This is a genomic window from Hymenobacter aerilatus (assembly GCF_022921095.1).
In the GTDB taxonomy this organism is placed as follows: domain Bacteria; phylum Bacteroidota; class Bacteroidia; order Cytophagales; family Hymenobacteraceae; genus Hymenobacter; species Hymenobacter aerilatus.
Map to the genome: position 1 here is coordinate 1,514,721 of NZ_CP095053.1, position 24,569 is coordinate 1,539,289.

Consider the following 24,569-nt stretch of genomic DNA (forward strand, 5'->3'; position numbering starts at 1 on the left):
CGGGACTCTCGCAGCAGTAATTATAGATTTATGGATAATTATTTAGATTAATGTAAGATCATATGTGTTCTTTGTACGTTCTACCGCGTATGCTTCTCCATGTCTGATTTATCTAATTCTGCTCTGCCAGACGATATTACGCATCCTACTGGCTTAGCCCGGGTGCTGCTGGAAACCGCGCTAACGGGGATTATGGTATTGCGTCCCTGCTACGCCGAAAACAGCGATACCATCGTGGATTTTGCGTACGTATCGCTCAATTCGGCGGCGCAACGGCAAGTACGCCTACCCGAGTGCCCATCGGAGTCGTTGCTGACGCTCTTCCCTTCTTCCCAAGAGGAGGGCATATTTGCGTTTTACTGCGAGGCTTTTCGCTCGGGTGAGGTCGCGCGTTGGGAACGAATGTACCAGCAAGATGGACTAGATGGCTATTTCCTCATTGTTGCGCAGCGCTACGAGCAAGTATTGGTCGTCAACTTTACCGATAGCAACGACCGGCCCCGTACAGCCGTGGAAGAAGCCCTACGGGAAAGCCAGGCCCGCGAAAAGGCAGCCCGCGCCGAGGCGGAGCGCCAGCGGGGCGAGCTAGAGCGGGTGTTTGAACAGGCGCCGGCAGCCATTGCCGTCTACCGAGGGCCGAACTATACCATCGAACTGGCCAATTCGACGGTAGCCCGGCTCTGGGGACGCACGCAGGACCAGTTGATCGGCAAGGGCTTATTTGAGGCGTTGCCGGAGGTGGCCGGTATGGGCTACGAAGAGCTATTAGATGGCGTGATGGCAACCGGTGTGCCCCACGTAGCGCACGCCATGGAGGCGCAGCACGATCGGAACGGACAGCGCGAGACTGTGTATTGGGACTTTGTGTACGTGCCTATGTACGCCGCCGAAGGCCATATAAATGGGGCGATGGTGGTAGCCAACGAAGTGACTCAGCAGGTACGTGCCCGTCAAAAGGTTGAGCAGCTCAACCAGGAGCTGGAAGCCCGCGTTGGGGAGCGCACCCGTCAGCTGACCGAGCAACAAACACTCCTACGCCAGATTCTGAGCAATGTGCCGGCCTACATCGCTACCCTCACGGGTCCGGAGCACCGCTTCACCTTCTTCAACAAGTCATACCGCCAGCTTTCTGCTGACCGCGTGGAACTGAGCTTGCGTTTAGAGGAGGTGTTGCCCGAATCAGTAGCGCAGGGTTTCGTTGATATCCTGGATCAGGTATACACTACCGGTATACCCTACATTGGGCAGGAAGTGCCCGTTTCTCTTTACAACGCAGCTTCTGGGCAGCAAGAGCTGCAGTATCTCAACTTCGTGTATGAACCGCTCACCGACAAGCAGGGGCATACGGTGAGCATCCTGGTATTTGCCGTGGATGTAACGGAGCAGGTGCTCGCGCGCCAGCAAACAGAAGCCGCGCAGCAACAGGTACAGCAACTCAACGAGGAACTGCAGGTAACGAATGAAGAACTGCTCGAATCAAACAAGCAGCTGCAGCGCATCAATACGGACCTGGATACGTTTGTCTACGCCTCCTCACACGATTTAAAGGCGCCCATTGCCAACATTGAGGGGCTGCTCAACGCCCTGCGGGAGTACCTGCCCACGGAAGAACAGGAGCCCATGGTGCCGCGCCTGGTCGGCATGATGGACAACTCCATCACGCGCTTTCAAAAGACCGTAGGCCACCTCACGGAGGTGTCGCGACTGCAAGCCACTCGGCAGCTAGAGCAGCCAGAGACGCTGCACCTGGCTGCCATCTTGGAAGAGGTGCGGCTGGACTTGCTGCCGCTACTGGAGAGTAGCCGCGCCGACCTGCGCATCGAGGTAGACAATTGCCCCAGCATTCATTTTTCAGAGAAGAGCATGCGCAGCGTCTTTTTCAATCTGCTGAGCAATGCTATCAAGTACCGGGCCCCCGACCGCGACCCGCGCGTGCAGATACGTGCTCAGTGCCTGCCGACGCGCCTGGTGATAGAAGTGCAAGACAACGGGTTGGGCTTGAGTGAGGCGCAGCAAGTGCAGCTCTTTACCATGTTCAGGCGCCTGCATACGCACGTGGAAGGCTCAGGCGTGGGCCTGTATTTGATCAAACGAACAGTTGAGAATGCAGGCGGCAACATTACAGTAGACAGCCAGCTCGGTGTTGGCTCAACCTTTACGGTGACGTTACCGCGCCGCGCGTAACCTAACCACCCTTCCGCCATGGAAAAGCTTCCGCAGATTCTGCTCGTCGATGACGACGACATCACTAATTTCATCCATAAGACGCTGCTGGCCAAGTTGCAGGTAAGCGACGATATCCGCGTGGCGACGAGCGGGGAGGAGGCGCTGACGCTGCTTACCCAGCAGCCACCCTACCTGCCCACCTTGCTGCTGCTGGATGTGGCAATGCCGGGTACAGGAGGCATCGGGTTTTTAGAAGCCTTCCAGCGCCTGCCGCAGGCTCAGTGGGGTGTCACCAAAGTTATTGTGCTCACTACCTCCATGGATTCACGCGACTTGGCGCGTATTGACGAGCTACCGATTGCCGGACTGGCTAGTAAACCCCTTACCCCCGAGAAGATTGATACGTTGCTGCGGCTCCATTTTCAGCGGCAGCTGCCAGCAGAGTAGGTGGGGGGCTAATAGTAGACGCCTGCAAGAAGGCGTGAATAGATACATGCGCACATTCTTAATTCGCAACTTAGTCTGCGTGTGCTTCTAGAATAATGTAAGCTTCTCACAGAAGACGTACTCTAAGCATGGCCAATTCCTAATTTATCAAATAAAATTTGATTCCGTTGCTTAGAGTCTTTTACAAGCTTATCGAAAGAAATAAGCTCTATATAAGCACTGTAATTTTGATTATACCAGAAGTAACCTTCGTTATCCTTTGATGCTGTGCAGCCTCGATCTTTTGCAAAGGCGCGTATTCTCTTAGTCAAATCGCAGATGATGTAGCAGTAAAACTTAGCGCCACTAGGATTAATAGGTCTTCCGTCATTTGTAGTGGCATCTCCAGATTGAATGTGAGCTAAGTATCGCTGTACCTGAGCTATAGGATCTTCTTCCTTACCATAGTTTTTACGCATTGGGCGCTTAAATTCTATTATAGTGAAAGAATCATAGGGTGCGGCTTCTCTATCTGTATAAAGTAGATTGTTCTCGAAGCCAGCTACAATATCAGGTCGGGGCGCATTGTCATCCTCTACATCTAGAGGTTCATCTGAACGCAGAAACTTGTGGTAAGCTAATCGTTCATCTATAAGCCATAGGTTATGATCTTCATAAGCCACATGGTCTGAGTTCTTTTCCATCGGAAATACGATGTTGTGAATCCGTTCCTCCAACTCGTATTTGCTGTCGTCTCTGAGCTTAAGTACCCGTTCGAAAAGCATTAAGATCATCTTACGCTGAAGTACGTAATCAACTAAATTGGTCTGAGTAACATTGTTAATCATTCCCATCAGTTTATTCAAATCCTTGGTAAACTCCTCTGTATTGGGCGCTTGGGCCTCACTTTCATGCAGTATTTTACTGAGGTCCTGCTTAGTTTCCAGCACTAACTCATTACGGAGCTTATGTAATTCAATATCTAATTTCTCGTCACTAAGTCCTGGCTTAATTTTATCTAACCTATCTACGTATTGTAGTAAGCTCCGATACTGTGGTGCAGTTGTTTCAACGAACCGTTTGAAGTGTTCATGCTTCTCCTGCCGCACTTCCGTTAGGTAGCCTTCCAAGTGCTCATACGTCCGTTCAATCACCTGCTCCTGTATCTCGGCTAGGGAGAGCAGCGGTTTGCCCATTACCTTATTGGTGCGGGGCTTCGCTGGAATATCCAGCTTCGTCCGCTCCCGGTTGACGTGCTGATCGAAGTAGCTGCTGCTCACGAGCACGTAAATGTCAAACAGCTCACCCGTTTCGTACTTCAGCGGCTGGCTTAGATTCGGAATGAGGGTAGCCAATGCTTCTGAGTGGGAGGTGACCACGCGCTTGTTGGCGCTGTAGAGCAGCGTGTGGCGTGGCTTGCTCGTATCACTCTTGATTTTGAGGAAGGCAATTTCGAAGGTATAGTTGTCTATCTGGATTGAATCTGCATCTTTATCCAGGAGAAATTCATCCAGAAAACGCCTTTTCAGATCGAATTGAACCGAGGAGGTCTTATCGGGCCGCTCCTCTCGCAATACTATCTCCGGGCAGCTGTCGTCTACCAGGAAGTGGATGTGGTGCTCAATGATCGAGTCGGCTAGCTCTGCCAGTGGCCCGGAGAAGCACTCGGCGTATTCCGGCCGCAGCTCGCATAGCTTGATGCTTGTGCCTATTGGCTTTGCGTTGCCATTGGGTAGTGGTACCAGGCGCTCATCCACAATAGGATTGCGGTTATCGAGCACGAAGCTGAAACTGCGGTTGTGCAGTTTTTGATCAGCATATTCTTTGAAAACGGAACGCACCTCGGCTCTATCGAACACCTTGAGCCAGAGGAAACGCCCGATGCCCTTGCCACCGATCTTTAGCTTATAAGTCGATTCGGCCGTTTGGAAGGAGTTATAGTTCTTCCGGTTGAAACCAACGCCATTATCCCGTATGACAATGTCCTTAACGGGTGGCAAACCGTCAAATTCCGGGGATGCAGTAGGGTCGCGCCGTACATCAATGACTATCTCGCCATCAGGACGTTTAGCGGAGTCAATCGACTGTAGGGAGTTGACAATGGCTTCGTGCAGCGCCATAATACCATCGTCATACGACAAGGAAATGTTGCCGACTTTGCCGATGACGTTGGTTTTGATGCGTGGCATTTATAACAAATTATTTATTGAGGCTGTTCCTTAGCGAAGAATTCAAGCGCTTGTTGATTTAGTTCTTCGTTTAATCTTATCTCATCGAATAATGGCCAGTCGTCATAATCATCTAAAGTTAAATCGTCAGCATGTATAGCTTTCGGTATTAACTTGACGGCATCATCTAAATTATTTTTTAACACGCAATGTGCAATTTTGAAGATTGGTGATAATGCACCAGTCTTCATATACTTCATTATTTCATCTAGTTCTTTTTGTTGATTGCTGCGCATTAGGGCTAAGCAATGGTTGTATTTTATTCTTATAACAAGCTCTTCTTGCTCGTCATCATTTGGTTTGATTCTTTTAGAAGTGTATTTACATATATTTATGACTGATTGATAATCTTTTGTTTTGAGAAAATTGAATGATAAATCCATTAATTCTTTAATAGCATCAGTTGCTTTATCTTTATCAAGTTTTCCCCAGAAATTTATAATAAGTAATGTTCCAGCTAATCTTAATTCAGATAATGCATTCTTGAAATATTCTTTATCTATAGTTATAATTTTATTTAACTCCAGATTAAATATATTTTTGCTTCTGCTCAAATATTTGTTATTAATTACAGAATTATTGTGTACAATTATATGTCTTCTTTCTCTTGTCTCATTGATGAAATCCCAATTAATTATATCTTCTTCTAAATCAATTTTAAGTTTGTCTTTAAAGTAATTTTTTAATTCTTCAAAGTTTAAATCTAATAAAGTTGATTCTACTTCTTTATAAATTATATCTTCGTACGCGTCATCAATAGATGAATATTTTTTCAGTTCGCCTATTGAAATAGACATTTTTCTATTATCTATAATGCTGCTATTTCTCAGGTAAAAATATGTAAGCAAGTCTGAGAAGATATATTCAAAATAATTATTCAACATTATAAAAGAACCTCTTGCTAAGATATCTAAGTTTGTCGTAGAAAGTAGTGATAAAGTCTTTAAATGATCTAATACACCATTTACAGCATTTTTTCTATTTTCAGGAGTTAAATTTTTTAACTTTGATTCTGCTTCTGCTGGATCATTTTGAATATCTTCTATTATTTCTTCAACTGTTTCCTCAATAAAATTTATAAAATCGCTATTTGCTGCTTCATCCTCTGTTTCAGCTGCTGGAGAGAGCCTGTCAAAAAATAAATCTATGCTTTTAATATTGTCACTGAATGACTCATAAATATCACTAATGGTTCTAGTTGATTTTGGGGATAAAGCTTCAGTTGGTTTCGCTTCAGATGATTTAGGTTGTTTATTTGATGACTTGGTACTTGTCGAATCCTGTTGTTTCTTATGTGTTTGCTTAGGCGTATCTTCTGCTTTTGATACTTTTGATGCTTTATTCGGTGTTGCTTTCTTGTCTGCTGACATATGATAAAAGGAAAATAACGTGGTTATTTATTATTGTCTATTGTAGAAGCTGTAGATCCATGTTTAATTCTGGTTAGCAACAGCTTTCCCTTTGTTGTTAATGTCCAATGTGTAGATTTGTCTACTTTTCTAGAAGAAATGAGATCTAACATGGATAAATTTTGCGTGATACTAATACTTATTTCCCTTATTTCATTTTGATAATTCTCTTCAAATATATTACTCATATCGTCCTCTATTTCTATGCCAGCAACAATAGAATCAACATGATTATAATAGTGAAAATTACTTATCTCTGTCACTAATCCTGGTCCAACTAGAATAAAAATAGACAGACAATCAATAGTCTTGTATTCATGGTCTGTGCTGTACTTGATCTTGTATTTTATATTTAATAATATATTCTTAACTTCTTCTATTTCATCTGGCTTATTATTTTCAGATAATAATATTTTGAGTTCATTATTTTCCTTGCTTAATCTAGATATCTCTTCAGCTACTAATGGACTAGTAGTCGCTTTATTAGCCCTAACCCATCCAATTCTAGGGTTATTAGTAATCAATGTTGATAATGAATGAGATACTTGTAGTGCTAGATTATCTTTAGAAGTCCAGAAGTTGACGAGCTTGTTTTTGAATCTAGCTTTGAACTTATCTAATTTCTTTTTCTGCTTTCCAGAGTCAATAAAGTCGTTGTGCCAATCCTTTATGGAATTGTCAATCATGAATGCTATACAAGGTATATTTTGCTCTAAAGCATAGCTATATTCCTTTTCTGTGAAACCCATTCCATCTGAATCCTCAGAACCATACCGATGCGCTATGATCAGTAGGTAATAGTCAGAGTTATTGATATGCCTTTTTATCGTTTCCCATTGGCTATCATCAGCAGCATCGAACATTTCCATCCCGACAGGTAGGTGCCCCATGCGTAATACAGTCTTAACTACCTGTTCTCGTTGCTCTTTTAGATCAACATATGTTGAGCTTATAAATACTTGATATTTCGTATCCATAAGGTACTATTTTTAATAAGTTAAAATATTTGCAACTGCTTTAGGGCATTAATTCGGCCGATTATGCCCACCCCGCAGCAGCATCAGCACCTCATCCTTTGCCGCAATCAGCGCGTCCTTGGCCTCAATAATGGCATCCTTCCCAGCAAGCTGGCCCATGAGCAGCTCAACTTGTTTTTGCGAGGCTTCTAGTTCGCGTCGGCAGTCATCAATGTTGTGGACAGTCACAGTAGCATCTCCGCTATTACTATTGACTATAGGGCCGCTGTTGTTCTGATATGCATTGGATTTATCGCCAGATATGGAGACTGATTTAGATAAAGCATTGTCTTTACCAGTCAGTAACCATGTAGCATTCAATCCATCTATTCTTTCTACCATCAGGGTGAGAAAGTCTGCACTAGGCTTAGCCTTGCCACTCACATAGTTGCGAAGTGTACCGTCGCTGACCCCTAAAAGCTTACTTATCTTGTGTGTATTGCTGTTTAGCGCTTCTTCAATCAGAAATTTAATCCTCTGATTAATAGAATTTTCCGCTGATTCAGTCATTTTATTTATATATTTTATTCTAATCAGTTGATTTATTCTTCTGATCTAGCGTATGTTTGTACGACTTCACCGCCAAGTAAAGCAGCTTCCGGTGAAATCGTCCAAACACGATGGAAGAGCAAGTGCCCTTTATTTCTGAGCACCCTCCGCAGTTGAGCGAGCCGATTGCCGCGCTGCTGCGTGAGTATGGGTTTGTCACCTCCCGCGTCCTGTCGGCTGGCGAAGACCAGGCCGTGGTAGGCGGGTGGCGCTGCCGGGATGGGCAGGACTTTCAGGCGTACTACCACTACAATGCCCGCAGTGGGCAGCAAACCTTCGAGCTGCGGGCCCGCAGCGGTGAGTACCAGGCCCACATGGGTCAGATGCTCGTGCGCGAGCCGCAAGACGTGCAGTTTCTGCTCACGGCCTGGCACGTGCTGGTGGCCGCTCGCCGCATCCATGCGCTTCTCCTGCCACCCGAAACCGAGGCCTCTTAGGTAGGCGGGGCAAAGCCATATATACGACTTTCAAAACTACGCTTTTTCCTATGACTGAAAAGCAGAAGTTCTACCATTTGCTGGGCGATGTGTGCGAAGACATGCCGCACTACGCCGTGGATACGGCCATTCGGGCCGGCTACGGGCAGCAGTACGCCTCGGCCTCCACGCGCTTGCAGCACGTGAAGCAGGGAAAAGTGGCCTGCCTACCCGACCTGGTGGCGCTCGTGGAGCACTCCATGCCCGATTTCAGTATTCCGGCGCACCTGCTGCCGGCCCAACTCGTCACCCCTTAACCGTGGCCTGCGGGCCCGCAAATACCTTTTCCACGTGCGAACAACCCTCTGCCACCCCGTCAGCGTCCAGGACGCCCAGACGGGGAAACGAATCCGCATTGCCCATTTCGAGCGCGGCGCCGCCCTGTGCGCCCTCACCCAGGAGTGCCCGCCGCAGCTCCTAACGCCGCAGCCCATCCTGGGCTACTGGCTGCGCCCGGCCCGCCTGAACGTGTACGTGCCCGGCACCATGCCCGCCCACCTGCGCACGGCCGCCGAGGAAGGCTGCACCCAGCAGGAAGTGCTGCTGGAGCCCTTGCCCGCCGGCATCCAGGAAATCGACCTCACCGACTGCCGCCGCGAGTTTCGGGTGCTGCTGCACCCGGCCACGCTGCGCCACCTCACTGCTGCTTAACCAAGTACGCTCACTTGCCTACCGCCATGACCCGCGACGACTTAGCCACTGTAGGATACATCAACGACTGCTTCCAGGCCGTACTGGCCCGCCTCGACCAGCCCGGCGCCGGTGCCGCGGGCCCGGCCGGTGGGCCGCCCCAGCTGCTGAGCATCGAGCAGGTAGCCCAGGAGTGCGGCGTGCACCGCGCCACGGTGCAGCGCTGGATCAAGCAGGGCAAGCCCGGCCGGCACGGCGGCACCGTGAAGCTGCGCGCCTACTACTTCTCCTCGGCCGAGCCGCGCATTCCCTGGCCCGCGCTGGCCGCCTTCGGCCAGGGCCTCGACTTCGACTTAACCACGCTCGACCGCGGCGCGCCCAACATGCGCCTAGCGGGCTGATACTGCTTTTTAACCCTCAAATACCTTTTCCACCAATGATTTACGACACGCTCACCCCCGACCAGCTCATGGGCCTCACCAGCGAGGAAATCCGCGCCATCATCCGCAAGATCGGCCAGCGCATCAACCAGCTCCACGACCAGGCGCAGGCCATCCTGCCCACGGAGGAGCGGGAGAAGCTCTCGGCCGAGTGGCGCAGCATCGTGCAGGTGCGCAAAACCCTGTACGACCGCCTCTACGAGCTGGGCGAGGATGCCTTTCTGGCCCAAGCCGCCTAACGCCATGCCCACGCAAGCCCGCATTTTCATCTACGTCGCCGACGCCAAGCTGCCCGAGTTTGCCCCCTACATCCGGCTGCTGGCCGAGAACCTGGAGCAGCCGGTGTATCTGTGCGGCCTGTCGCTGCTACCCGTGCCGCCGCCCAAGGCGCCCCAGCCCCTGCCTACCCCTCATGCTGCTCACTAGCCACGTCTATGCCGCCAACGAACTCGAAGACCACCACTGGCCTGGGCCGCCTCGGCAACGCGCTCGTGCTGCTCACGCTCGCGCTGCTGGCCCTGCGCCTGCTCGGCGTGCCGCCGTTCCAGTACTGGAGCTGGTGGCGCCTCACGGCCCCGCTGTGGGGGGCCTTTGCCGGCCTGTTAGCGTTGGGGGCGCTTGTCGGTTTGTGTCGTTTGCGCTGGCCTGACGTGGATTGAGGATGGACTTTGCACACACCTACCTGCCCGAGCGCGGCCCACCCGCGCCGAGCCCTGGAGCGCGATTCCGCCCGGCCTAGCCGGTGCGCGCCCCGGGGCCACCACACTCACTACACCTATACTCCCTGCCTGAATAGGGTGCTGCTTTTTACTCGTGGAAAAGGTATTTGACAGCTGCCGGCTTCGGTGCCGGCCAGGGAGCGGAGGGTCTGCAACCGTGCACACCCGGCCGGGGTAGGGCCGCGGATGGGAATACCCGCCCGCCGCGGCCACCCGGCCACCTTTTACACTTTCCGCCCTAAGCCCACCGTTCCTTTGCAAGTATCCTTGCTTCCGTTAGGCGCCTGTCTGCTGCGCTGGCACCAGAAAATTGATGCGCTGTGGCACAGTACCCCGCGCATCCAGATTACCCGCACTATCACCAAGGGTGTGCGTGCAGGGGTAGAAGAAACCATCGTGCGCCGTGGTGCCCGCTTAGTCGTGGACGGAGCCAAAGCTACCGGCGAGGTGCTGCTCAAGTGGTACCGCAAGCGCGTGGAGCGCATGCTCTACTCGTCGTTTCTGTTTGATACCCTCGTCACCGACGAAGGCGTGATGATGCCCTCTATTCTGGTGGACGCACGCCTGCTCATGCAGCAGCGCAGCCTCACCGAGCGCACCATGCGCAACCACCTGGCCCAATTGTTGAAAATCGGCTTTATCCTGCGTAAGAAGTGGCACGGCCGCAAACGGCAATTTGAGCTGTGGATAAACCCCGAGTTTGTTATACAAACGGATAAAAAGGCTGTAGAAAAGCCCGTAGAGGCCGATTCTGGCGTATGTCCAATTGGTGAGATAATATCCACAAATGGTATAAAATTTCCGCCTAGAGAGCTTCCTGAACTTCAGAAAGATCGGAAATCTGAAATCGGGCAATGTGCAGAAATAGTAACGCCCGACCTCTCCGAAAAACCCTTTCAGGAAGCGGAGGGCCGCAACCCGGCTGCGGGCGTCGTTCAGACGGCGAAATCTGAAGCTGGGGCGGGCGGCGCTGCCGCGGCGGTTCCCGCACTGCCCGCCGCGGAGGACCCCGCACAGGCCGAGAAACAGGCCAAATACAGCGCCTACGTCGTGTCGGCCTGGCTGCTGGCTAAGGCGCTGCTCTACCCCGAGCACCACTTCACCCCGCACCAGGAGCAGTTGGCGCTAGCGGCCATCCGCACCGGCGTCTACCGCGACTTCCAAGACCCGAACTTCGACTTTGCCCGCTACCACCAGGGCGTGCTGCGCCGCCTGGAGCTAGTTGAGAAACACTTCCAAAAGCACGCTGGCCGCTACTACGCCCCCATGCCCTGGGCCGAAATCGTGAAAGGTAGGGGCTATTTCGACTGGGAAAACGAGAAGGGCTTCCGCGGCACGATGAAGTGGCTGCTGGCCGACCAGCGCGCCGAGCACCTGGCCAAGGTCAACCGCACCATCCGCCAGGCCCTGGGCCAGCTCAAGCTGCGCCGCAAGCTCGACCGCGGCGAGAAAACCACCCGCAAGCCTGCCAAACACATCCTGGCCACCACGCTCACGACGCTCTACCAGCACCACGCCCAGGCCATCGAGCAGCTCGGCGGCCTGCCGGCCCTCAACAAGTTCAACCTGCAGGTGCAGACCCTGCTCAAACGCAAATAGCTCACCCAAAACCTTTTCCACGTGCAACCGACCGTTTCCAACAACTCGCCCGGCGCGGCTAGCTACGCCACGCTCAAGTACAAGTCGCTGACCAAGGCCCGCGTCTACTTCGCTACCCCCGCGCCCGGCACGCCCGGCCAGTGCGACTACTACAGCTTCGACACCAGCGGCCGCTACGAGGTGCAGGATCCGCGCGACTACGGCCTGCGCGGCCTGGTGAAGATGATCGACAAGATGGGAGCGAAGGTAGCCCGCGCCATTATCTACGACAACCAGGCCCCCGGCCGGCCCGAAATCATGCGCAAGGAGCGCGGCAGCTGGAACGGATGATGCTGCGTGAGGGCGACATCATCCGCACCAGCTACGGCACCGGGCCGTACCGCATCCGGGAGCTCACCACCGTGGGTGGGCGCCTCAGCCTGGTGTGCGAGGACCTGCGCCCGGACGTGGGCCGGGTGACGGCTTACCTCAACGACTACGAGCCGCTACCGGACGGCACCTGGCAGCGCGCCGGCTCCACGGACCAACTATTTTTCATCGAGCGGCCGGCCCCCAGGCCCGGCACGCAGTTCGACCTATTCGCATGAATCTGCGCACCTGGGACCACTCCATCGCGCTCTATCAGAGCGAGGCGCAAGCGCTCAAGGCCGCGCTGGAGGCCTACCACTACCGCCTGGCCGCCGGCGCCGAGCAGCGGCCGCTCACGCTGGCCCAGGCCCTGAGCATCAAGCCCACCACGCAGGTGCTCGCCCGGGTGAGCCGCCTGGTGGCCAGCCCCTGGCCCCGCCCGGCACCAGGGCGCCCAGCCCGGCCCCGAAAGCTGCGGCTGGAGTTTGACGAGCAGCTCCAACTCTGCGCGCTCTACGCGGCCGGGCAATTGCGCGCAAGCCTGCCCGGGCAGGTCCTGGAGCTGCGCGACGTGCTGGGGCGCGTGCACCGGCAGGCCCAGCCACTGACGGCCTATTTTCAGCTATAAGCTTGTCGATCAGAGTCTAGATTAGAACTTTGGTATAGCTTTGGTAATTAGCTATATTGTAGAGAGTATGATTACTGTATAATTCCTAGCGCTAGTGCAAGCACTCTTACCCACCCAATACCCACCAGCGGGCGCAGCAGGCCGTCCTTTCCCTCTTTTTACTACCTGGCTAGGTTTGAATCTTTCAAAGACCGACCGATGCTAAAGACCCTGGATTTTCCCGTCAAGCCCCATGTGCGCAAGTACCTGCTGCTGCACCTGGGCGTGGAGCCCTACGTGCTGAGCCCCAGCGGGCGCTTCGGCAAGATTCTGTTTCACTTGCTGCGCCGCCAGGTGAAGGGCAAGCTCTGGCACGCGGGCAGCCGCGAGGGCTGCACCCAGACGCTGCAGGTGGATCTGCGCAACTTCCCCGTACACCAGTACGGGCTGACGGAGCTGACTGACTACTCCATCTTCCAGTTCAACGACTTTGTGGACGAGACCCTGAAGGAGGAGCTCTACACCTGGATCCGCAACTTTGTGAACCGGCGCACCACCATCCGCGAGGTCATCCTCGACTTCATGGCCGGCTACGACCTGCTGGAGGAGGACATCCAGTTCGAGACCCTGCGTAAGGCCGTGCAGCGCAACGTGAACGTGAAGGAGCTGAAAAATAAACGCCCGAAATCGGTAGGAAAAATGTCCCGCGAAAAGGTGGTTTTGTCCCAGGAATCGGTGGATTTGTCTCATAAAACGGTGGGTTTGTCCCGCTATGCCGACGTACTGGCTCTGCGTCAGCAACTTATGCAGACGCCACTTACGCTCTTCGCGCGCTAAATGGCCTTCGCATTCGACCCGTTTGGTCCCCGCAACCTCTACAACGCGGCAGCTGGCGAGGACAACATCGGTGGCCTGGCCGCCGTGTGGTACACGCCGGCCAGCAACTTCCGCAGCTGGCCCACCCTGGGCGAGTTGCGCATCACCTCGCTCGACCTGATAGAGGGCGCGGCCTGGTACCAGCTGCTGAGCACCCGCGGCTCCCTGAGCTACGACCAGAAGCCCAAGGCCCTGCCGCGCCAGGGTACCGTGCAGACCCAGAAGCTGGCGGGCGCCATTCCGCGCCACGCGGCTGAACTCGCAGCCGGCTTGGAACCGCTGCCGGCAGGGGAGTACGTGGCCCTCTACCGCGACCTGAACGGGCAGGTGCAGCTCGTGGGCACGCCTGCCGAGCCGCTGGAACTGAGCTACTCGTACTCGGCCGGCACCGAAAGCCGCCGCAACGGCTACGACTGGACGCTGCAGGGCGAGACGCCGCGCGTGGCGCGCCCCTACCTCGGCTCCTGGCTCGTGTCGGAGCGCGGGCTGGAACTCGGCGAGCTGCAGGGCACAGGCGACGGCTCCGTGCAGCTGCGCACGGCCGGTGGGCAGTTGCTGGCCACGGTGCCGGCGGGCAAGTCTATTATCCTGAAATCGGGCTTTAAGCTCGGCTACGAGATAGTCTAGTCCTTTTTCAGGGCATTCGGGAGGGTAAGCTTTGCCAGTAGATATGGCAAAGCTTACCCTCCCTGCTTTTAAGCTGAAGTGGCAGACCCGCTTCCGCGACAACGACAACTTCGAGATTGGCGAGGCCGACCTGCGCGAGTTTGCCCTCGACGCGGCCGACACGTTTGGCCTGGCCGATGCGCTGTGGAACTACCGCGGCGCGTTTATCGTGCCCACTGCGCCGGCTACTATCGTAGTAGCCCGCGGCGACGTGTTCACCTCCGGGCGCGGCCTGTGGCAGTCGCTGGAGGCCGGCAGCGTGAGCACCGCCCCAGCTGCGGGCACGCAGTGGCGCCAACTGCTGGAGCTGGGCTACCAGGACGGCGGGGTATTCGTGCCTGACACCAATCAGGTAGTGAAAAAGGACTGGGTGTACACCTATGGGCGGCAGCGCTGGCGTTCCAACCGCGACATGGTGGCCAACGCCGCCCCGGCCGCCGGCAACTGGACGCTGGTGCTCGATGCGACGCCCGGCAACACGTTCGACGAACTTTTCCTGGTAGGAGACACCGAAGCGGCCACCCGCGCCGCCCGCATCGCGCAGGATGGCGTAGGGAACATCTTTCTACGCAGCACGCTGTTTGGCTACGGGTTTCAGTATTACCCTGGCGACTACGAGGTGAAAGCAGACGGCGAGTTAGCCATTAATGGTCGGCAGGGCGTGCGTCTACCACGCCTGACGCAGGCCGAGCGGGAGGCTATTCTATTGCCCCGCCCGCCTGGTCTACTCGTGTACCAGACAGATGGTGCGCAGCCAGGCTACTATGAGCTGACGGCCTCGGGTTGGCAGCCGCTGGGCGGGGGGGCGCCCAGCCCCGCCGATGCGCTTACTCAGGACGAGGTGGATACGCTGCTGGCAACGGGAGAAGTCGCTGCCGCCGCATACGAAATAGCGGCGGGCTACATTCAGTACTTCGGCGCGGATGGCCAGGTGACTACGTACACCGACCTGGCTACGGCACTGACGGCGCCACACCGCTACCAAAACGGCATTGTGCAGGTACGCCAGAGCGAGCCGGCGCTGAGCCGTGACGCGCTGAACCCGCCGTATCGGTCGCTGTACGGCAACAACAACCTGCTGTTTCTGCAAAACCACACGCTGCAACTCTCGCTATCAGCTAGTGGTATTTCCATTAATGGTGGCGGCAGTGGCCGCATCATCGGTGGCGGCTACGGCGCGAACAAGAACTACCTGCGCAATGGTCACCTGGAGCAGGCTATTCTTGCGCCGGGCGCCGGCAATACCATCGTGCTGGAAAACATGCTGCCGCTCACCTACGGCCAGATGAGAATCGAAGGCCCTGGCACGGTGGAGCTGGTCGGCAGCACGGATATTACGGGCTGGCAGATAGACCCGCAAACGACGATTGTAGATAAGCGCGGCGGCACACCTGGCGACCTCTCCAACTACGATACACGAGCCGAAGCTGCCGCGAAATACGGCGTAGCTACCCGCGGCACGGCGGAGCTCACGTTTACGCAAGATGCCGAGTACGCGCAGGTGAACACCACCTTTACAGTCGATGCAGTAGGCGCCCGAGTAGGAGCCGTGGTGCGAATTCGGCTCGGTGCTGGTGCGTCTGAGCCAACGCTACCAAGTAGCGGTTTCCTCAAGCTCACCAGCGCCACGTTCACCAGTGGCAAGGCGCACATCTACTCATTTTGCGTGGCGGCTGATGGCATTATCGAGTACTATATCATCGTGCTACCATGAGCCTTAGACGTGCTTTTTTCGCGGGCCTGGCGCTAGCGCAAGCGCCGGTTGTGCCTATTGAAGCGGATGTGGCGTGGTCGCCAGCCTTTACGCAGAATGGGGCCATCCTCGCCCCAGCGCGTATTGGTGAGGTATTGGGCACTAGCTCGTACACGTTCGAGTGTTGGCTCTATACCACGTTTCAAGACGGTTTTAGCTGGGTAGGCGGCTACGACGACGTAAGGAATCGCTTCTCCAGCCATATTCCCTTTCAGGGGCGCATCTATTTCGACAGCGGCGATATTACCAATGGAGGGCGGATGGAGTTCGGCTATTTCGCACAGCTGATTCAAACGTGGAATCATATAGCCGTGCAGGTTGATACCGCCACTAATCAGATGCGGTTCTACCTGAATGGAGAGCTGTATTACCAGCAAACCGGTATTTCGTTACGCCTGCCGACCAATGATGTACCATTTGTGTTCGGCTATCAAGGCCAATCCTACCTGAGCGAAATTCGCTACTGGGATCTGATTCGCACGCCCCAGCAACTCAAAGCGGATATGGCTATCAGTTACGGTAACGGCGTCGGGCGTACAGGGCTACGCTTCTGCTGGCGCGGCAACGAGACGGGCGAGACGGGTACACTGGTACGCGACCGGAGCGGCAACAATCTACATGCACTACTCAACTAAACCATGCTCACAGAATACACTAGCCAACCTATTAGCGTCGACGTGATCGACTACGTGCGTGGCGCCACACGCTACCACCAAGTAGTGGTAAACCGCTCAATTTCCATTGTGAATAATGCGGACGGCTCCGTGACCGTCACCATGCCGCTGGAAATTCACGCTTACGCGGTGAATGAGGATGGCAGCCGCGGCGAACGAATGCCGCACGCCGACCGCCGCGACACGTTGGTATCGGAGGCTGACCGTGCTGTAGACCCCGCCACTGGTGCTATGCGCTACCGCCGTCTGACTAGCACCACCTCCTACAACTACGCTACTGGCGAGGAGGAGGAAATACCAGTGCCCGAGGGGCAGATACTAGGCGACTGGCTGGCATACCTGGAGGCCAAGCCAGAGCCGCTCATGCTACAAGGCAAGTTCTTGGCTGCCGTGCATGATACGCAGGATGTGAACCTACGTCACCTGCGCGAGCAGTACATTCGCGACGCTGACGCCGCGCCTAGTCGTTTTCAATAATGCTAGAACTACCTGACGCTACTGTGCCGGTATTGCTCGTTGCCCTCGTAGCCATGATAGCCGGCGCGGTCTGGAAGTCGCGCGCCAAGTAACTCGCAGCCGCCTGCTCACGGAGTAGGCGGCTTTTTTGTGTCCTTTTTGCCGGCTCCGGCTGCCGGCAGCTTTGCATCACTATTTACCCAAGGTGATGCGAATCAATACCCTTCTATCTGCTATTCTGCATGGTGCGTTCCTCCTGGAAGGAGCGGCCATGCAGACATTTAATGCCCTGGCTGTGCAGGTGCTTACGGGTCAGATCCAAGCCTCGAGCTTCGAGGACGAAGAGGAGAAGGAGCCGGTAGCCGCTTGCTATGCCCTGACGCCGCACGCCGCGGGCCTGGGTATCATCGGGTATGGTTCGCTCGGTGAGGTGCCCGCCGGCTCGGTGGCCATCCACACCATCGCCGGCGTGATGCTGCCCGAGGACAGCTGGTTCACCGGCATGGGCACCCGCACCATTGGCCAGCGCATTCTGGCGGCCGACGCGCACGAGAACATCATCGGCCACGTGGCCGTGTGGCGCACGCCCGGCGGCTCTACCATGGGCCTGGAGTCGTTCGCCAACATTATTGCTGGCACCAAGAAACCACTGGTCAGCTATGCCGAGCAGATGTGCTCAGCCGGCTACTGGGCTGGATCCAGTGCCAACGGGGGCATCGTCGTAGGGGGGCGCACGGCCATGATTGGCAGCATCGGTACCAAGATCGAGTTCCTGGATTTCACCGGCTTCTACGAGAAGCTGGGTATCAAGCAAATCGGCGCCAACGCTACTGCCTCTACCAACAAAAACGCTGCCTTCGACCAGCTCATTGCTGGCAATGCCAAACCGATCCAGCAGGAGCTACTGGATCCACTGAACGAGGTGTTTTTGAGCACCGTGCGCACCAACCGCGACGGCAAGCTCGACGCCAAGAAGGAGAAGGAACTGCTCTCCGGCATGGTCTACATCGGCCAGGCCAACGTCGACAACGGCCTGGGCGACATGCTCGGCACGCTCGACGACGCCGTGAACCTGGTTGCGCAGCTGGCTGAAGAAGCCAACGACGCCGGCACCAGTTCGGCCCAATCTGCCACCAATTCAAACTCACATACCGTGTCGCTTTTCGCTAAGAAAACCGTGACGCTGGGCGCGGCTATGCTCGCCCTCGTCGCCAAAGAAACCGTGACGGCCGAAGCTGCCGCCGCCGCTAACGAGGACCTGGTTGCTGCCGGCATCACCGGCGCCGCCCTCATCACTGAGGCCCAGGAGCAAGCCTACGAGACCACTGCCCAGCAGCTCACCGAGGCCCAGGCTACCATCAAAGCCACCAACGACGCCCTGGCTGCTGCCGGCGCCACCGATATCGCCGCCCTAGTGAAGCAGCGCGACGAGTTCGAGGCCAAAGCTATCGAGTACGGCGCGAAGGATGGTGACACTGCCACCACCGCCGTGCGCAAGGATGGCAAAAGCGACGTGGAGACCCCTGACGCCGACGCCAGCCAGCAGCTGATTGACGAGCTGCCTCACAACAAGGCCCTCGACAACAACCCGCTGTTCGCGGCCGCCAAGTAGGCGCGCTAGACCTCGCCAACTAGAGAGCTCAACTACCTCATTCCCATATCACTACTGCAATGACTATTGCAAACATTATCACCGAGTTCGGGGCGTATTACCTCAACAACGGTCAGAACGCTACCCGCCTGGTGCAGCTGCTGTTCCGTCCGGCCGTAACGTCGCTGCTGTTCACGCCGCGCGTGACCGACGACACCACCTACCAAGCCTCACAGACGCGCCTGGGCCGCATCCTGCAGCCCTTCCACAAGAACTGGACGCCGCTGGGCGCCCTGGAGGCGCTGCCTATCGTCATCAAAAACTTCCGCTTGAAAGCGGATTTGGAGGAAACTCCGGACGATCTGGAGGCCACGTGGTTGGGTTTCCTGGCCGGTGACGGCCTGGACCGCAAGACCTGGCCTTTCGTGCGCTGGTTCATCGAGGTGCACGCTTTGCCCCAGATCCAGGAAGATTACGAGCTGAACGAAATCTACCTGGGCGTGCGCGCTGAGCCTGACGGCAAGACCCCCGGCGCTGCTGGCACGGCCGTAGATGGCATCCGCAAACAGATCAACGACTTCGCTGGCTCTGGCCGCACCGAGCCGATGATCCTGGGCGCTATTCCTTCGGATCCAAAGGCGTTCTGCGAGTACGTAGAGTCGATGGCCCACCAGACGGTGAAGCGCTACCGCAACGTGCCCATGTTCATGAACATGAACGAGGACCTGGCCCTGCGCTACGCCATCGGCCGCGACGCCAAGTACAACCTCACCACGACCTACACGCAGGGGGCGCCGACTCCGGACGCCAATAACCTGCTCACGACGGCCGTGCCGATCCAGCACGCTCGTCAGCGCGTGATTGGCCTGCCCTCCATGGGCGACTCGACCAAGATCTGGATGTCGCCGGCCGACAACATGATCCGTCTGGAGAAGAAAACCCAGAACGCGAATCAGTTCCAGATTGAGAGCGTGGACCGCAAAGTGAAGCTGTTCACGGACTTCCGCAAGGGCACAGGCTTCCTGATGCCGGAGGCCATCTTCACCAACGACCAGGACATCGACTAAACGTCCACCTGCAGCATGACCGACTCCTCACTAAAGGGGAGTCGGTCTTCTGTAACAACGCATCATTCAATTTCAAAGCCTTACGACCGTGGGAGCTACTGCAAATACAAACAAAGAAGTTAAGAAAGAGGAGGTTACGCTGACGCCAGAGCAGGTAATCGAAAACCTGAAGGCCCAGTTAGCGGCGAAAGACGCCCAGATTGCGGAGCAGGAAACTGTGATCAGTGACCAGACCGAGGCGCTGAAGGCTGCCGAGGCCCAGGGCGCCGGTGCGCTGCCGGTGATCAGCCACGAGGGCAAGCGCTACAAAGTAGTAGCTCGCAAGTTCAACGTGGATGGCGACACGGTAGAGGCCACGACGCTGAAGACCAACAAGGAGTTGGTGGCCAAGCTGATCGAGAAAGGTTCGGGCATCCTGAAGGAAATCGAAGCCAAGTAAGCAGCTGCTCTCATTCAATCAAGTACTCACGTCTTATCTATCCTACAACTATGGATTTAAGCAATTTAACGAGCCTGGGTGGTTTGGAGGGTGCAGATAACACCCCCGGCCTGCTCAACTATGTGCTCTGGGCACCAATTAGCTGGTTTGCGACTATTGCAAAAGCGCCCAAGTATGACCCGACGGCCGTACCAGGTACGTCGGCCATTATCGCCACCAAACACACGTTTAAGCCAGGGTTCGGTTTCATTCGCATCTACCTGACGCTGGACAGCAACGAGCTAAAGGGCAGCGTCGTGGGGGAGCGGGATGGTCGCGGCCAGAAAATCGAGCTAGAAGGCTTTCACCCTGGCAACAAGGCCGCAGCCTTGGAGTTCTTCAACCTTGTGAAGAATATCGACGGCATCATGCTCGTGCCCGATGCCGATGGTACCTACGTGCAAGTAGGCGCTGATGGGCTGCCCGTGGAACTGGCTCCAGCCTACAACTCAGGTAAAATTTCTGGCGGTCGTCGTGGTATCACCGTGAAGGCCGAGTGCTACGCGGCTGGCATCAAACTCTACAGCGCTGATGTGGAGATGAAGCCAGGTGACCAGAGCCCCACGCAGACGCCTACTGCCTAAGATGGCCCTGAAATCTTTCCCTCAGCTCCGGCCGGAGGTAGCAGCCAAATACGAGGCGACCATTGTCCCCACTAGGATCGAGATCCAACGGTTGCGGCGTACAATCGATTTATGCACGTTGACGCTGGCTGAGGCCGACGAGCTGGTGAAGGATCCTCAGTTCACCTACCTGGTCGCGAAGCAGCCACGTAAGGGCAAGCGCACCAAGAGTGCAACGACAGTAACCAATTCGTAAAGGAACCGGATTGGTGAACCGAGGGAAAGGCCCCAGCCGCTTGGCTGGGGCTTTTTTGCGTCCTTTTTCACCGAGGTAGCCGGCGGCAGTTTTGGGGCATGAAACACAGAATCGCCCCCGCCAAACTCGCCATCGTGCAAACCCTCGACGGCCAGAAAGTTCGCATCGTGAAGACCGACCTGGTGCGCGAAAAAGTGCAGGTGAAGAACCTGGCCACCGGCCTGCCTTACTGGACTAATCCCGACCAGCTGCAGCCACTGTAATGCTGACGGACGTGCAGACTTGGCTGCAGCAGCCGGCTGACTTCGCTGCCGGCGCCGCTCTGTATGCCGCCCATGGTACGAGCTCGGTATATCGGCAGCTCTTCGCCCGCGGCGAGACGAGCTACAGCCGGCAGCTGCTCGTGCGTGAGCTGCAGGCCCTGGCCACGCGTGAGGCAGATGAAGCGCCAAAGTCGCCTACCCTGGAAATCGTGGTTTCTGCGCCGGTAGTGCCGTTTACGGCGCCCGAACCGCAGAAGTCGCCTACCCCTACAACGTCGGCGTCTGAGGAAAGCGTGCGCAAAGTGCGTGCGCAACTGAAAGCCCTACGCGACGAGCGCAGCCAAACGCACGCGCAGCTCACGGCGCCGCGCCTGGCCCGGAAGGACCGGCTGCAGCTGGCCCTGCGCATCCTCGATATCGGCGACGAGGTGCTGGCTGCGGAGGAGCGCCTGGCCTACGTGCAGCAGCATGGCCAGCTGCCGCCCGGCCCAGTGGCCACCGCTGATGTGACCGATGCCGGTGAGCTGCGCCGCCGGCTCGACAACCTGGTGGCCCTGCGCAGCAAGGTGCGCAAGCGTCCCGACCGCGCGGTCGAATTGCCGCAGATCGAGGCTGATATCCAACTAATCCGAGAAAAACTAACGGCTATTGTACGTGTCTGAATTAGTGCCAAAAAATCTACCCGGTGCGCAGGACGTGATTCTGCACAAGTCCACGGCCGTGGAGCGCATCTACGCGGCCAGTATCAACGAGGCCAACGGAGAAGGCCCTGGGCTGAAGGCGTTGTCGCCGGCCGACCAGCTGGTCAACCAGCAGATCGAGGCGGCGTACGCGCTGCTCTCGAACTACCACACCTTCGACCAGGCCTGGCCCCTGCTGGCGAAGCAGTTCGATATCAGTCGCGCCACGTGCTACCGGCGGCTGGCCGACGCGCAAAACCTGATGGGCGACCTGAAAAAGGTACGCAAAGAGGGCCGAAAGGCCATCCTGATGGAGTTTGCGCGCAAGATTCTGCAGTTGGCCCTCTCGCAGCGCCCACCCGATACGCGGGCGGCATTGGCGGCCATGAAGTTCGAAGCCAACGTGGCTGGCCTTATGCGGGCCGATTCGGGCCAGGAGGAAGCGGCCGGCGTAGGTGGTGGCAATACCAGCTACGTGATTAATCTGACTGTGGAAGGCCGCAAACCGCGCACTATCAACCTGATGGATCCAGAGAGCATTCAGGATACCGACTACGAGTTGATCCAGGAGGCCGTGCAGGGGAGTGTGTTCGATGGCAACATGATGGCCAAGATGATCGAGGAGCGGCGCGAGGAGGGCGGCACTGATGGTAATCGTTGACCAAATCAAGCTCAAGTTTAACCAGCCGCAACTGCGCTACGTCACCGCGCCGCGCAAAAAGGAGGGCGTCAGCATCTGGGGTAGGGGAACGGGCAAGTCGACGATTATCGCATGGGATATTCACGAAATCGTGCAGACGATGCCCCGTTCGTGCTGGGTAATTGTGGGGAGCACCTACAAACAGGTACTCACGCGCACCCTGCCCTCGACGATTGCCGGCCTGGAGGCCCTGGGCTACAAACTAGACCGGGATTTCTACGTCGGGCGCCATCCACCGCCCTCCAAGCTGTTTGATCGGCCCATCCAAGGGCCGCTGAAGTACGACCACTTCATTATTTTCAAGAACGGCACCGGGTTTCACCTGGTGTCGCTTGATGCCGGTGGTTCGGCCTCACGTGGTCTGAACGTAGACGGTTTTATCGGTGATGAGGCCCTGCTATTCAACAAAGAAAAGCTCGACGCCGACTTGTCGGCTACCAACCGCGGCAACGGGCAGTATTTCGGCAAAAATCCGAAGCACCACGGTGTTTTCCTGTTTTCGTCAATGCCCTGGGGCGACCAGGGGCGCTGGCTGCTGGACAAGAGCAAATACTACGAAAAGGACGGTATTGACCTCAACGAGCGGCAAAACGAACTGATTGCGGCGCAGGTGCGCTTTATCGACGCCGAAACGGACGAGGAGCGCCTGCACATCTGGCGGGAACAGGTGGTGAAGCTGATGATGGACATCCGCTATTACCCCAGTGCGGCCACCAAGGGCAGTTTCTATTCGGAGGCCAACGCGTTCGATAATATCCAGAACCTGGGCCTGCAGTACTTGCTGGATCAGCGCCGGTTCATGACCGACTTCACGTTCATGGTCGAAATCATGAACCGGCGGCCCACGACGGTGGAGGGTGGTTTCTACCCCAAACTCAACCAGGCCCGCCACGTGGTAGCAGCGGATGCGGACGACTATATCCTGGGGCTGGAGTACAACCTGAAGAAGCTCTCGGCCGCCGGTGGACCACAGAAACTAGGCGATAAGGACTTGTCCGATAGCCGGGGTGATGGGGACTGCCGCAGTCACCTACCCCTGGTAGGGGCCGTAGACTGGGGTGGTAAAATCTCGGTGCTCACAGTAGGCCAGAAGCACGACGACGTACGGGAGTACCGCATGCTCAAGGGCATGTACGTCAAGCACCCCAAGATGGTGAGTGACCTGGCCAACGACTTCTGTGACTACTATCAATACCAGCTGCGTAAGGAGTTGATCTTCCTGGAGGATGCCGAGTGGGGTAACAACCGCAACCCCAATAGCCCCTGGACGCTGAACGAGACGTTCATCAAGGTGCTGCAGAGTAGGGGCTGGAGAGTGAGCCGGGCCAACCTGGGACGTGTACCTGGCCATCCTACCCGCTACCTGGTCGCGCAGGAGATTCTGGAGGAGAAGGATCCTCGTCGCTACCGCATGCGCTTCAACAAGGTCAACACCAAGGACGTGGTGCAGGCCATGCTGCTGGCGCCCGTAGGGCAGGATACCAAGGGCAATATCTCGAAGATCAAGAAGAGTGAACGGAACGAGAGCTTCCCCCAGGAGCACGCGACCCACTTCACGGATACCGTGGATCTGCACATGCTCTACATCGGTACCGAGGTGCTACTCACCACGCCTGACTTCAGTAGCATCATCATCACGTCACGATGAGTGACAGTGTAGTGACATTATGGTGACAGTGCAGTGACATTATGGTGACAGTGCAGTGACATCCTGGACACGAGTCGGACATTGCTGTCCTTCGTGTCCGAGCTGAGCCCCGACCCCCAACGGTCGGGGCTTTTTTGTGTCCCGGCCTGGCAGATATCACCGAAGTCGCCATCGGCAGCTGCCGACCGAGATTAGTGCAAGCTGGGGCAATCTGCTAGACTTCTGAGACTGCAAACGCTCCAAACACGGCAAAAACGGCGTTTCTAGCGCGTGCGGGCACATCGC

The 24,569-nt window shown here is 55.9% G+C and carries 31 protein-coding genes; 27 read left to right on the top strand and 4 right to left on the bottom strand.

All coding sequences use genetic code 11. The features are described from left to right. Positions 1-99: 99 nt before the first annotated feature. Together MUN82_RS06325 and MUN82_RS06330 are read left to right on the top strand one after the other, a co-directional pair. A complete protein-coding gene (locus MUN82_RS06325) occupies positions 100-2,184 on the top strand; it encodes a PAS domain-containing sensor histidine kinase (protein ID WP_245095881.1) in 2,085 nt (694 codons plus the stop codon). Positions 2,185-2,202: 18 nt separating this feature from the next. Then, on the top strand, positions 2,203-2,613 hold the full coding sequence (locus tag MUN82_RS06330; RefSeq protein ID WP_245095883.1) for a response regulator: 411 nt from the start codon (positions 2,203-2,205) through the stop codon (positions 2,611-2,613). A gap of 122 nt (positions 2,614-2,735) precedes the next feature. Here MUN82_RS06330 and MUN82_RS06335 read toward each other — a convergent pair whose 3' ends face one another. From MUN82_RS06335 to MUN82_RS06350, 4 genes are read right to left on the bottom strand one after another with little or no spacing between them, the layout of a single operon-like run. Continuing rightward, complete coding sequence (locus tag MUN82_RS06335; RefSeq protein WP_245095886.1) at positions 2,736-4,781, bottom strand: hypothetical protein; 2,046 nt, start codon at positions 4,779-4,781, stop codon at positions 2,736-2,738. Positions 4,782-4,795: 14 nt separating this feature from the next. Next, positions 4,796-6,190, bottom strand: a complete 1,395-nt coding sequence (locus MUN82_RS06340) for a hypothetical protein (RefSeq protein WP_245095889.1) — start codon at positions 6,188-6,190, stop codon at positions 4,796-4,798. A gap of 23 nt (positions 6,191-6,213) precedes the next feature. Next, the gene (locus MUN82_RS06345) at positions 6,214-7,206 is read right to left on the bottom strand and encodes a DUF4062 domain-containing protein (protein ID WP_245095892.1); all 993 of its coding nucleotides are present in this window, start codon (positions 7,204-7,206) and stop codon (positions 6,214-6,216) included. 48 nt (positions 7,207-7,254) lie between these two features. Then, the gene (locus MUN82_RS06350) at positions 7,255-7,755 is read right to left on the bottom strand and encodes a helix-turn-helix domain-containing protein (RefSeq protein ID WP_245095895.1); all 501 of its coding nucleotides are present in this window, start codon (positions 7,753-7,755) and stop codon (positions 7,255-7,257) included. Positions 7,756-7,865: 110 nt separating this feature from the next. On the opposite strand from MUN82_RS06350, the gene MUN82_RS06355 reads away from it, so the two are divergent. From MUN82_RS06355 to MUN82_RS06475, 25 genes are all read left to right on the top strand, one after another. Next, positions 7,866-8,231 (top strand): hypothetical protein, encoded by a 366-nt coding sequence (locus MUN82_RS06355; RefSeq protein ID WP_245095897.1) that lies wholly within the window; start codon positions 7,866-7,868, stop codon positions 8,229-8,231. Between the two features lie 50 nt (positions 8,232-8,281). Next, on the top strand, positions 8,282-8,527 hold the full coding sequence (locus MUN82_RS06360) for a hypothetical protein (RefSeq protein ID WP_245095899.1): 246 nt from the start codon (positions 8,282-8,284) through the stop codon (positions 8,525-8,527). A gap of 34 nt (positions 8,528-8,561) precedes the next feature. Next, complete coding sequence (locus tag MUN82_RS06365) at positions 8,562-8,921, top strand: hypothetical protein (RefSeq protein WP_245095902.1); 360 nt, start codon at positions 8,562-8,564, stop codon at positions 8,919-8,921. A 26-nt stretch (positions 8,922-8,947) separates the two neighbouring features. After that, entirely contained in the window at positions 8,948-9,301 is a 354-nt protein-coding gene (locus MUN82_RS06370) for a helix-turn-helix domain-containing protein (RefSeq protein WP_245095905.1), read from the top strand. Between the two features lie 35 nt (positions 9,302-9,336). Next, on the top strand, positions 9,337-9,579 hold the full coding sequence (locus tag MUN82_RS06375; RefSeq protein ID WP_245095908.1) for a hypothetical protein: 243 nt from the start codon (positions 9,337-9,339) through the stop codon (positions 9,577-9,579). Positions 9,580-9,583: 4 nt separating this feature from the next. Then, positions 9,584-9,766, top strand: coding sequence for a hypothetical protein (locus tag MUN82_RS06380; RefSeq protein ID WP_245095911.1), 183 nt, complete (start codon positions 9,584-9,586; stop codon positions 9,764-9,766). An 8-nt stretch (positions 9,767-9,774) separates the two neighbouring features. Continuing rightward, positions 9,775-9,999 carry a hypothetical protein gene (locus tag MUN82_RS06385; protein ID WP_245095914.1) on the top strand — a complete coding sequence of 75 codons (225 nt, stop codon included), beginning with the start codon at positions 9,775-9,777 and terminating at the stop codon, positions 9,997-9,999. Positions 10,000-10,245: 246 nt separating this feature from the next. Continuing rightward, a complete protein-coding gene (locus MUN82_RS06390; RefSeq protein ID WP_245095915.1) occupies positions 10,246-11,658 on the top strand; it encodes a hypothetical protein in 1,413 nt (470 codons plus the stop codon). Between the two features lie 21 nt (positions 11,659-11,679). Further along, positions 11,680-11,988, top strand: coding sequence for a hypothetical protein (locus MUN82_RS06395; protein ID WP_245095918.1), 309 nt, complete (start codon positions 11,680-11,682; stop codon positions 11,986-11,988). Then, the gene (locus MUN82_RS06400; RefSeq protein WP_245095920.1) at positions 11,985-12,245 is read left to right on the top strand and encodes a hypothetical protein; all 261 of its coding nucleotides are present in this window, start codon (positions 11,985-11,987) and stop codon (positions 12,243-12,245) included. Before MUN82_RS06395 ends, MUN82_RS06400 begins: the two co-directional genes overlap by 4 nt. After that, complete coding sequence (locus MUN82_RS06405) at positions 12,242-12,634, top strand: hypothetical protein (protein ID WP_245095922.1); 393 nt, start codon at positions 12,242-12,244, stop codon at positions 12,632-12,634. The genes MUN82_RS06400 and MUN82_RS06405 overlap by 4 nt, the downstream gene beginning before the upstream one ends. A gap of 198 nt (positions 12,635-12,832) precedes the next feature. Beyond that, complete coding sequence (locus MUN82_RS06410; protein WP_245095925.1) at positions 12,833-13,450, top strand: hypothetical protein; 618 nt, start codon at positions 12,833-12,835, stop codon at positions 13,448-13,450. Continuing rightward, the gene (locus MUN82_RS06415) at positions 13,451-14,116 is read left to right on the top strand and encodes a hypothetical protein (RefSeq protein ID WP_245095926.1); all 666 of its coding nucleotides are present in this window, start codon (positions 13,451-13,453) and stop codon (positions 14,114-14,116) included. A 43-nt stretch (positions 14,117-14,159) separates the two neighbouring features. Continuing rightward, positions 14,160-15,869, top strand: coding sequence for a phage tail-like protein (locus MUN82_RS06420; RefSeq protein WP_245095928.1), 1,710 nt, complete (start codon positions 14,160-14,162; stop codon positions 15,867-15,869). After that, entirely contained in the window at positions 15,866-16,543 is a 678-nt protein-coding gene (locus tag MUN82_RS06425; protein ID WP_245095929.1) for a LamG-like jellyroll fold domain-containing protein, read from the top strand. The genes MUN82_RS06420 and MUN82_RS06425 overlap by 4 nt, the downstream gene beginning before the upstream one ends. Positions 16,544-16,546: 3 nt before the next feature. Next, positions 16,547-17,059, top strand: coding sequence for a hypothetical protein (locus MUN82_RS06430; RefSeq protein WP_245095930.1), 513 nt, complete (start codon positions 16,547-16,549; stop codon positions 17,057-17,059). Between the two features lie 187 nt (positions 17,060-17,246). Further along, on the top strand, positions 17,247-18,650 hold the full coding sequence (locus tag MUN82_RS06435; protein ID WP_245095932.1) for a S49 family peptidase: 1,404 nt from the start codon (positions 17,247-17,249) through the stop codon (positions 18,648-18,650). 59 nt (positions 18,651-18,709) lie between these two features. Beyond that, positions 18,710-19,696, top strand: coding sequence for a LolA-like protein (locus MUN82_RS06440; protein ID WP_245095935.1), 987 nt, complete (start codon positions 18,710-18,712; stop codon positions 19,694-19,696). A gap of 88 nt (positions 19,697-19,784) precedes the next feature. Then, entirely contained in the window at positions 19,785-20,135 is a 351-nt protein-coding gene (locus MUN82_RS06445) for a hypothetical protein (protein ID WP_245095937.1), read from the top strand. Positions 20,136-20,185: 50 nt separating this feature from the next. Next, positions 20,186-20,758, top strand: coding sequence for a hypothetical protein (locus MUN82_RS06450; protein ID WP_245095939.1), 573 nt, complete (start codon positions 20,186-20,188; stop codon positions 20,756-20,758). A gap of 1 nt (position 20,759) precedes the next feature. Continuing rightward, on the top strand, positions 20,760-20,993 hold the full coding sequence (locus MUN82_RS06455) for a hypothetical protein (RefSeq protein ID WP_245095941.1): 234 nt from the start codon (positions 20,760-20,762) through the stop codon (positions 20,991-20,993). Between the two features lie 98 nt (positions 20,994-21,091). Continuing rightward, the gene (locus MUN82_RS06460) at positions 21,092-21,256 is read left to right on the top strand and encodes a hypothetical protein (RefSeq protein WP_245095943.1); all 165 of its coding nucleotides are present in this window, start codon (positions 21,092-21,094) and stop codon (positions 21,254-21,256) included. Beyond that, positions 21,256-21,918 carry a hypothetical protein gene (locus MUN82_RS06465; RefSeq protein ID WP_245095946.1) on the top strand — a complete coding sequence of 221 codons (663 nt, stop codon included), beginning with the start codon at positions 21,256-21,258 and terminating at the stop codon, positions 21,916-21,918. Before MUN82_RS06460 ends, MUN82_RS06465 begins: the two co-directional genes overlap by 1 nt. A gap of 4 nt (positions 21,919-21,922) precedes the next feature. Next, complete coding sequence (locus MUN82_RS06470; protein WP_245095948.1) at positions 21,923-22,597, top strand: hypothetical protein; 675 nt, start codon at positions 21,923-21,925, stop codon at positions 22,595-22,597. Beyond that, the gene (locus tag MUN82_RS06475; RefSeq protein ID WP_245095950.1) at positions 22,584-24,284 is read left to right on the top strand and encodes a hypothetical protein; all 1,701 of its coding nucleotides are present in this window, start codon (positions 22,584-22,586) and stop codon (positions 24,282-24,284) included. Before MUN82_RS06470 ends, MUN82_RS06475 begins: the two co-directional genes overlap by 14 nt. Positions 24,285-24,569: the final 285 nt, after the last annotated feature.